The sequence below is a fragment of the Arthrobacter sp. NPDC056493 genome (assembly GCF_042795115.1).
GTDB lineage: Bacteria > Actinomycetota > Actinomycetes > Actinomycetales > Micrococcaceae > Arthrobacter.
Map to the genome: position 1 here is coordinate 36,695 of NZ_JBHTSL010000048.1, position 6,871 is coordinate 43,565.

At 66.9% G+C, this 6,871-nt stretch carries 6 protein-coding genes and 1 pseudogene; 3 read left to right on the plus strand and 4 right to left on the minus strand.

What is annotated here, in order from left to right:
- The 4 genes from ACFQ50_RS17720 to ACFQ50_RS17735 all read right to left on the minus strand — a co-directional run bounded on the left by ACFQ50_RS17720 (position 1) and on the right by ACFQ50_RS17735 (position 4,844).
- Positions 1-987: a carbohydrate ABC transporter permease gene (locus ACFQ50_RS17720; protein ID WP_377996957.1), complete on the minus strand. Its 987-nt coding sequence runs from the start codon at positions 985-987 to the stop codon at positions 1-3.
- Between the two features lie 40 nt (positions 988-1,027).
- Positions 1,028-2,392, minus strand: a complete 1,365-nt coding sequence (locus ACFQ50_RS17725) for an extracellular solute-binding protein (protein WP_377996958.1) — start codon at positions 2,390-2,392, stop codon at positions 1,028-1,030.
- Positions 2,393-2,574: 182 nt separating this feature from the next.
- Positions 2,575-3,576 carry a LacI family DNA-binding transcriptional regulator gene (locus ACFQ50_RS17730; protein ID WP_377996959.1) on the minus strand — a complete coding sequence of 334 codons (1,002 nt, stop codon included), beginning with the start codon at positions 3,574-3,576 and terminating at the stop codon, positions 2,575-2,577.
- A 41-nt stretch (positions 3,577-3,617) separates the two neighbouring features.
- Positions 3,618-4,844: a DUF5074 domain-containing protein gene (locus ACFQ50_RS17735; protein WP_377996960.1), complete on the minus strand. Its 1,227-nt coding sequence runs from the start codon at positions 4,842-4,844 to the stop codon at positions 3,618-3,620.
- Between the two features lie 134 nt (positions 4,845-4,978).
- Between ACFQ50_RS17735 and ACFQ50_RS17740 the strand changes: the two genes are divergently transcribed.
- The 3 genes and pseudogenes from ACFQ50_RS17740 to ACFQ50_RS17750 all read left to right on the plus strand — a co-directional run.
- Positions 4,979-5,623: a VOC family protein gene (locus tag ACFQ50_RS17740; protein WP_377996961.1), complete on the plus strand. Its 645-nt coding sequence runs from the start codon at positions 4,979-4,981 to the stop codon at positions 5,621-5,623.
- Between the two features lie 36 nt (positions 5,624-5,659).
- The gene (locus ACFQ50_RS17745; RefSeq protein WP_377996962.1) at positions 5,660-6,571 is read left to right on the plus strand and encodes an SDR family oxidoreductase; all 912 of its coding nucleotides are present in this window, start codon (positions 5,660-5,662) and stop codon (positions 6,569-6,571) included.
- Between the two features lie 128 nt (positions 6,572-6,699).
- Positions 6,700-6,871 (plus strand): annotated as a pseudogene (locus tag ACFQ50_RS17750) (hypothetical protein); the annotation flags it as partial.

Below are 6,871 nucleotides of genomic sequence, written 5' to 3' on the forward strand. Positions count from 1 at the left end.
TTATGCACTCCTGCGGCGAGTGATGAAGAACTGCATGACCGAGACGGCCACGATCAGCCCGAAGAAGATGTAGGAGATGGCTGCGGAGTAGCCCAGCCGGTAGCCGGTGAACCCGGTTTCGAAGATGTACTGCACCACCGGCCGGGTTGATCCCGCCGGGCCGCCGGCCGTCATCTGGTACACCTGATCGAAGATCTTCAGCGAGGCCAGCATCTGCAGGAGCACGATCATCACGGTGGTCGGGGTCAGCTGCGGCAGCGTAATGGAGAAGAACTGCCGCCAGGCTCCGGCCCCGTCCAGTGAGGCGGCCTCGTAGTGCTGGGCGGGGATGTTCTGCATGGCGGCCAGGTACAGCAGGAAGTTGAAGCCCACCGTCCACCAGAGGGTGGCGATGACGATGGCCCACATGGCCACGTTCGGGTCGTTCAGCCAGGCCACCTTCGGCAGTCCGATTTTCGCGAGGGAGTCGTTAATCAGGCCCAGCTGGGGGTTGTACATCCAGGAGAAGAAGAGGGACACCACGGTGGAGGCCAGCAGGTACGGCGCAAAGTAGGACAGCCGCCACAGCCACTGCGCCGGCAGCCCCACGTTGACCAGCGCTGCCATGACGAGGGCCACGAGCACCAGCGGAACGGTACTGATCACCGTGAAGTAGAGGGTGTTGCCCAGGGAATGCCACATGTCGGCGTCCGCCAGGGCTTCGGCGTAGTTGGCCAGGCCGATCAGGCTGTCATTGGCTCCCGTCAGTGACTTGCCGGTGAGGCTCATGTACAGGCCGTAAAGCAGCGGCCAGACGAGGAACACCAAAAAGAACGCCAGGAACGGGGCGGCGAAGCCCCAGCCGTTGAGGTTGTCCCGGGTCCGGCGCGGACTCGACTGGGGCGGGTCGGTTTTGGAAGGGTTTCCACGGGGCTGGTTTCGACGGGGCCGGCCGGTCAGTGCCGGCGCCTTCTGCCCGGCGTCTTGGGATGTTGCTAAGGAACTCATCGGGGACTCCTTTGTCGCTTAGTGCTTAAGCTCAGTGGCCTCAGACCGGGTTGGGCCGGGAAAGAAGGGTGTTGGTGCGCCGCACAAAGGCGTCCCAGCCGTCGGCTGCCTTGTCGCGGCCGAGGAGTACGTTCTGCACGTTTTCCGCAAAGTAGGTCTGCCAGTCCGAGCCCGAGCCGCTGAACCAGGCCTCGGGGTCGTAGGCGATGATGTCGGCGGCGTTGGCGTAGTGGATCTGGGGTGTGAGTTCCCGGTAGGCCTGCGACTGGACAATGGGCTGGTAGGCCGGAATGTGGCCGGCCTCGGCCCAGGACAGTGACCCCTTGAGGATGTCGCTGACGAACTTGTACACGTCGCGCCGCTTCTGGTCGTCGACGTTCAATTGGCGCGGGAGGACGAAGGAGTGCGAGTCCGCGTACGACGCCGGGGTCCCGTAGAGCGTGGGGATGGTGGCGGCGTCGACGGGCAGCTCCGCCTTCTTGAAGGTGGGTAGTTCCCAGACGCCGCTGAACAGCATCCCCGAACCGCCGCGGGCGAATTCGGCGATGCCCGTGCCGATGTCCCCGCTCTTGGCGGCGACGGTGTCATCAAACAGAGAGGCCATGAATTCCAGGGACTCGACGGCGGCATCCCGGTCCGCCTTCATCGGCTGGCCCGGGGTGAGCTCCATGTCAGCGCCGTGCTGCTTGTAGAGCGTGTAGAACAGGCGCCACATCTGCGATCCGCTGCCGAGGTAGCCGAAGGACAGTCCGTGCGCCTGCGTCACTTTCTGCATCTCGCGGGCCATGGCGAGGAAGTCCTGCGGTGACGTCACCTCCTGCAGCTGGCCGTTCGCGGCGAGCAGTCCCGCCTTGCCGGCAATATCGGTGTTGTAGAACATGACGAATGGGTGGGAGTCCAGGGCGATGGAGAACACCTGGCCGTTGTGCTGGCTCTTGTCCCAGATCCTTGGGGCGAAGCTCCCGGCCGTAACGCCGTGTTCCGCCAGCAGCGACATGTCCCAGGGGTCAATGAGTCCGCCGGGCGCGTAGCCGGGCACCCGGCTCGCGTGCATGATGGCCAGTTCGGGCGGCCGGCCGCCGGCCGACGCCATTGCCAGCTTTGTGTAGTAGGGCGGACCCCAGGCAAGGACGGTCGGATGCACTTTGAAGCCGGGGTTGGCCCCGTTCGCCGCGCTGATCATGGCCTGCATCTTGATGCCGTCGCCGCCGGACAGCAGGTGCCAGAACGCAATGTCCCGCACGGCCGCCGCCGAGGCGGTTCCGCCGCAGCCCGTGAGGCCGGCCGCGGCGAACAGGCTACCCATGGCTGCGGTTCCTGCCAGCAGCTGCCGCCGTGACACCTGCCTGTCGGGCAACTGCTTGCGGGACAACTGTTTCCCGCCGAAAAATTCAAACTGCTTCACCCGTCACTCCTTTGGATGGGTCCGCTGAAAGTAATCCTGATGGCACCGCGCCAGGTGTTCCGGTTCGCTGCATCCCGGGTCCGGTGCAGTCTGGCGTGTGACGCAGACCTCACATTACATCGTTGTAAAACGCGGCACAAGGAAAAATTGTTAGCGCCAACAAGATGATGTGGCGGTCTCGTTTAGCTGCGGGTGCTGTCCCGCTCCACGATGGTGTAGTCGACCGTGACCACGCGCTGCCCGCCGGTACGGTCGGCCATCCGCTCGGTGAGGAGGCGCAGGGCCTCGCTGGCCACCCGGCGCTTGTCGAAGGACACGGTGGTGAGCGACGGCACGGCAAATTGCCCGTCGGCGATGTCGTCGAAGCCGGCCACAGCAACGTCGTCCGGGACCCTGATTCCCCGTTTCCACAGCACGCTGAGCGCGCCGATGGCCATGGAGTCGGTGAAGCAGAACAGCGCGTCCGGAAGCGGGTGCGAGTCCAGATACGAGGCCATGGCGCCCGCCGCCGTGTCGGGTGTCCACTTCTCGCAGGGGATGAGCAATGAGTCATCCCGGTCAATGCCGAGTTCCTTGAGCGCCGCCTGGTAGCCGCGGGTGCGCAGAACTGCAGCTGCCGAGTGCCGTCCTTCTGCTGTTCCGAGCACCGCGATACGGCGGCGGCCCGTCCGGGCCAGCGCGAGGGTCATATCGCGCGCGGCCGCCACGCTGTCCACCCACACCCGGTCCGCCAGCTGTTGGGACACCTCCCCCAGCAGGACCACCGGGGGGAGGGAGACGCCCACTTGGACGGCGGTCTCGTCCAGCACCACGGGGTTCAGGATCAGCCCGTCGATGAGGTTGGACCGCGCGCGCGACATCAGTTCGTATTCGCGCCGGGGATCGGATCCGGTTTCCTCGATCTGGACGCTCCAGCCCTGTTCGTGGGCCACCTCCACCACGTTGTGCGCGATTTCAGCGGAGTACGGCGTGGCCAGGTCCGGCAGTGCCAGGGCAATGACTCCCGATCTGCCGTTGCGCAGGCCGCGGGCGGAGAGGTTGGGCACATAGTCGAGTTCGAGGATGGCCTGTTCCACTTTGAGCCTGGTGGCTCCGCTGACCGGCACCACGCCGTTCATCACGTTCGAGACAGTCTTGGGTGAAACCCCGGCATGCCGCGCGACGTCCTTGACCGTTGCGCGCACTGCTCCCCTTTCACCGACGGATGTGAACGATGTTACAGCCGCTACCCGGCCTGGCTGGCGCCGGCAGCCGGGCCGGCCTTCCGGCGTCGGCCGTTCACCAGAAGCCAAACCGCCACGCCGACCACGAGCGCTCCCACCCCGCCGGCCACTGCGGGCAGGGTGTTTGAGGAGCCTGCGGCTGGTTGCGCTGCTGCTTCCGTGGCCTGGGTTGCGGCCGGCGCGGCCGCCTTCGGCGCCCCGGACGCAGCCGGCGTTGCCGCCGTCGAACCTTGCGACGCCGCGGCCAAGGCCGCCGCGGAGTACCTGCCTACCGCGCCGTCGCCCGGCAGTGAAGCCGGGGGGCTGACCACGATGACTGAACCGTCCGGGGCTACCGCCAGGTGACCGGGGCCGCCGTCGGTGGGGATGGAGCCTGCCACCGCCTTGGCGTGGGGTGGGATCACGGACAGCTTCTGGGTCAGCAGGCTCGTCACATAAAGCGAGCCGTCCGGGGCGAGGGCGACGTCCTGCGGGCCGCCCTCCACATAGATCCGGTCGGCCACGGTGCCGGTGCCCGGTTTGATGACGGCGATGTCATTGGACTTGATGTTGGCTACGTAGACGGTTCCGTCAGGTCCGGCAGCGATCCCGTGCGGCTGCTCCGACGTTCCGGTGTCTGAGACCAGCTCGATGGTCTTCGAGACCGCGTCCGTCCCGGCCGGGATCACAGAGACTGTGCCGGCGGTCTGATTGGTCACGAACGCCGTTCCGTCCTTGCCCACCGCTATTCCCGCCGGGCCCGCCCCTACCTTGACGGTCCGGTCCACCGCTGTGCCGTTGGGCGCAATGACGGACACGGTGTTGCCCGCGGAATTGGCGACGTACACCGTTCCGTCCGGTCCCACGGCGAGCGGATGCAGCCCGGCGGACACCGGAACGGTCCGTGCCACACTGGCCGCCCCGGGCGGGATAACCCCGACGACGCCATCTCCCGCGTCGTCCGCCGTCGCCACATACAGCATGCCGTCCGGGCCGAGCGCGAGCCCGGTGGTGATGTGACCGCCGGTGCTGATGGTCCGCGAAGACATGGTGGCACCGGAGGGAACCACGAAGACGCCTCCGCCCTGGCCGTAATTGGCGAGATAGGCCGTCCCGTCGGCCGCAATGGCCACCCGCACCGGCGTGCCGTAGATGGAGATTGCCTGGTCGGGCGCTGCCACGGCCGGCGCTGCCGCCAGGCTCAGGATTGTTCCAACCACGGCAGCGAACGTGGCCCAGCGGTACTTCATGAAATTTTCCCCCAAGAGATTCCCCAAATAATGCTTCGGCGTGAAGCCAACCGAAAGAAGCCTACTAGCTGACAGGACGGCCGGGTTGACAGCGCCCATTGACCCCTGCCCACGGAGTCCGAATAGTGGAGGGCATGGCAACAGCGATTTCCGATGCAGAGTTCTCATCCGCCGACGGCGTCGCGGAATGGCGGGTGCTCTTCTGGGGCGCGAAAACCCTTTACGAGACAGGCGACTTTGCCACGGGTGCCAAGTTTGTTGCCGCGATCGCGGAGGCCGCCGAAGCGCTCGGCCACGCCCCGCTGGTGGACCTGCGTCCGGACACCGTGACCGTCCAGGTGATTACGCCAGGCGTGGGGCTGAGCGACCGCGACCTCGAGCTTGCCCGCAGGATTTCCGGTGCCGCGGCGCTGCTTGGGCTGAAGGCGGACCCATCGGCCGTGCAGCACGTCCAGCTCGCGTTCGACGCCGCCGACCGCCCCGCCGTCATGGAGTTCTGGCGTGCGGCGCTGGGTTACGTCGCCGTCGGGGACGAGGACCTCATCGAACCCAACCTGATCGGTCCGCCCGCCTGGTTCCAGGACAAGGAGTTTGTCACGCCGCGCAACCGGATCCACGTGGACGTTTCGCTCCCGCATGACCAGGCGCAGGCCCGCGTCGACGCCATCGTGGCCGCCGGTGGCCGCGTCCTCGGTGACCGCTTCGCGCCTGCGTGGGTTTCCCTCATCGACCCCGAGGGGAATGTGGTGGACATTTGCACGTGGCAGGGACGTGACTGACGGCCCTGCACCCGCACGGAAAGCAAGGAGAGAACTATGAGCAGCAGCGGTCCTGTACTTGTGGTGGGCGGAACCGGCATGCTGGGCGGCAAGGTAGTGGCCGCGCTGCAGGCCAAGGGCAAGCCGGTGCGCGCCCTGGTGCGGGCCGGTTCGGACGCCACCGGGCTCCAGGACGGCGGTGTGGAGGTTGTCCGCGGGGACATGATGGACCCCGATTCCGTGCTCCGCGCCATGGAGGGGGCCGATGCCGTCATCACCTCGGCGGCCGGATACACGCGGCACAGCAAGGGCGACACTGCCGACATTGACATCACCGGCAATGCCAACCTCGCCGACGCCGCCGCCCGTGCCGGTGTTCGCAGGTTCGTGCTCACCAGCATCCTCACCTGCGACCAGACGCCCGGCGTGCCGCATTTCTGGCACAAGAGGCTGGCCGAGGACCGGCTTGAGGAACTGCAGGTTCCGTTCGTGGCGCTCCGTCCGGGTGCCTTCCTGGACCAGGTGGCCCGGTTCGGCGGCGACCCGTTCGCGAAGCGCCGGCTGACCTGGTTCGGCTCGGACCAGGTCCCCATGACGTTCGTGCTGACATCCGATCTCGCCGGGTACCTGGCGGCTGCCGTCGACGCGGACGTGGCCCCCGGGTCGCGCATCGACATCGGCTGGGACCGCCCGGTGTCCATGCACCAAATTGCAGATATCAGCGGGCGGCTTCTCGGGGAACGGATCAGCGTCCGTTCCATTCCGGCCGGTCTCCTGCGCGGTGCCGGGAAGATCCTCGGCCGGGCCGTTCCGCTGGCCCGTGACATGAGTGCCATGATCGACTGGTTCCAGACCGGAAAGTACGTCGCGGACACCGCCCGCCAGCGTGAGGTCTTCGGACCGCCGCCCACTGCGGAGGACGCCGTCGCCCGGTTCCTGCAACAGCTCGGACACACAGTCCGGCCGTAGCTATGCGGCGAAGACGCCTGGTGTGGTTCCCAGGATGCGCCGGAAGTGCCTGGTGAGGTGCGCCTGGTCCGCCCCCGTCGGACCTCGCAGTCCGGTTTCCCAGGCCGGCCCGGGAATGGTGGGATGACGTGGTTCGCACCTGCACGATGATCCGCATGTTCTGCAATCAGAACCACGCCGAACAGTGGACGCAGACCGCACAGCCGCGAGCACAGCCAGTCGCTGCTCGACGGGCGCGGCCTGACAGGCGCATTCTGGCAGCTGCCCTGACAACGGGACGGACGACGGCGGGAGGCCCCG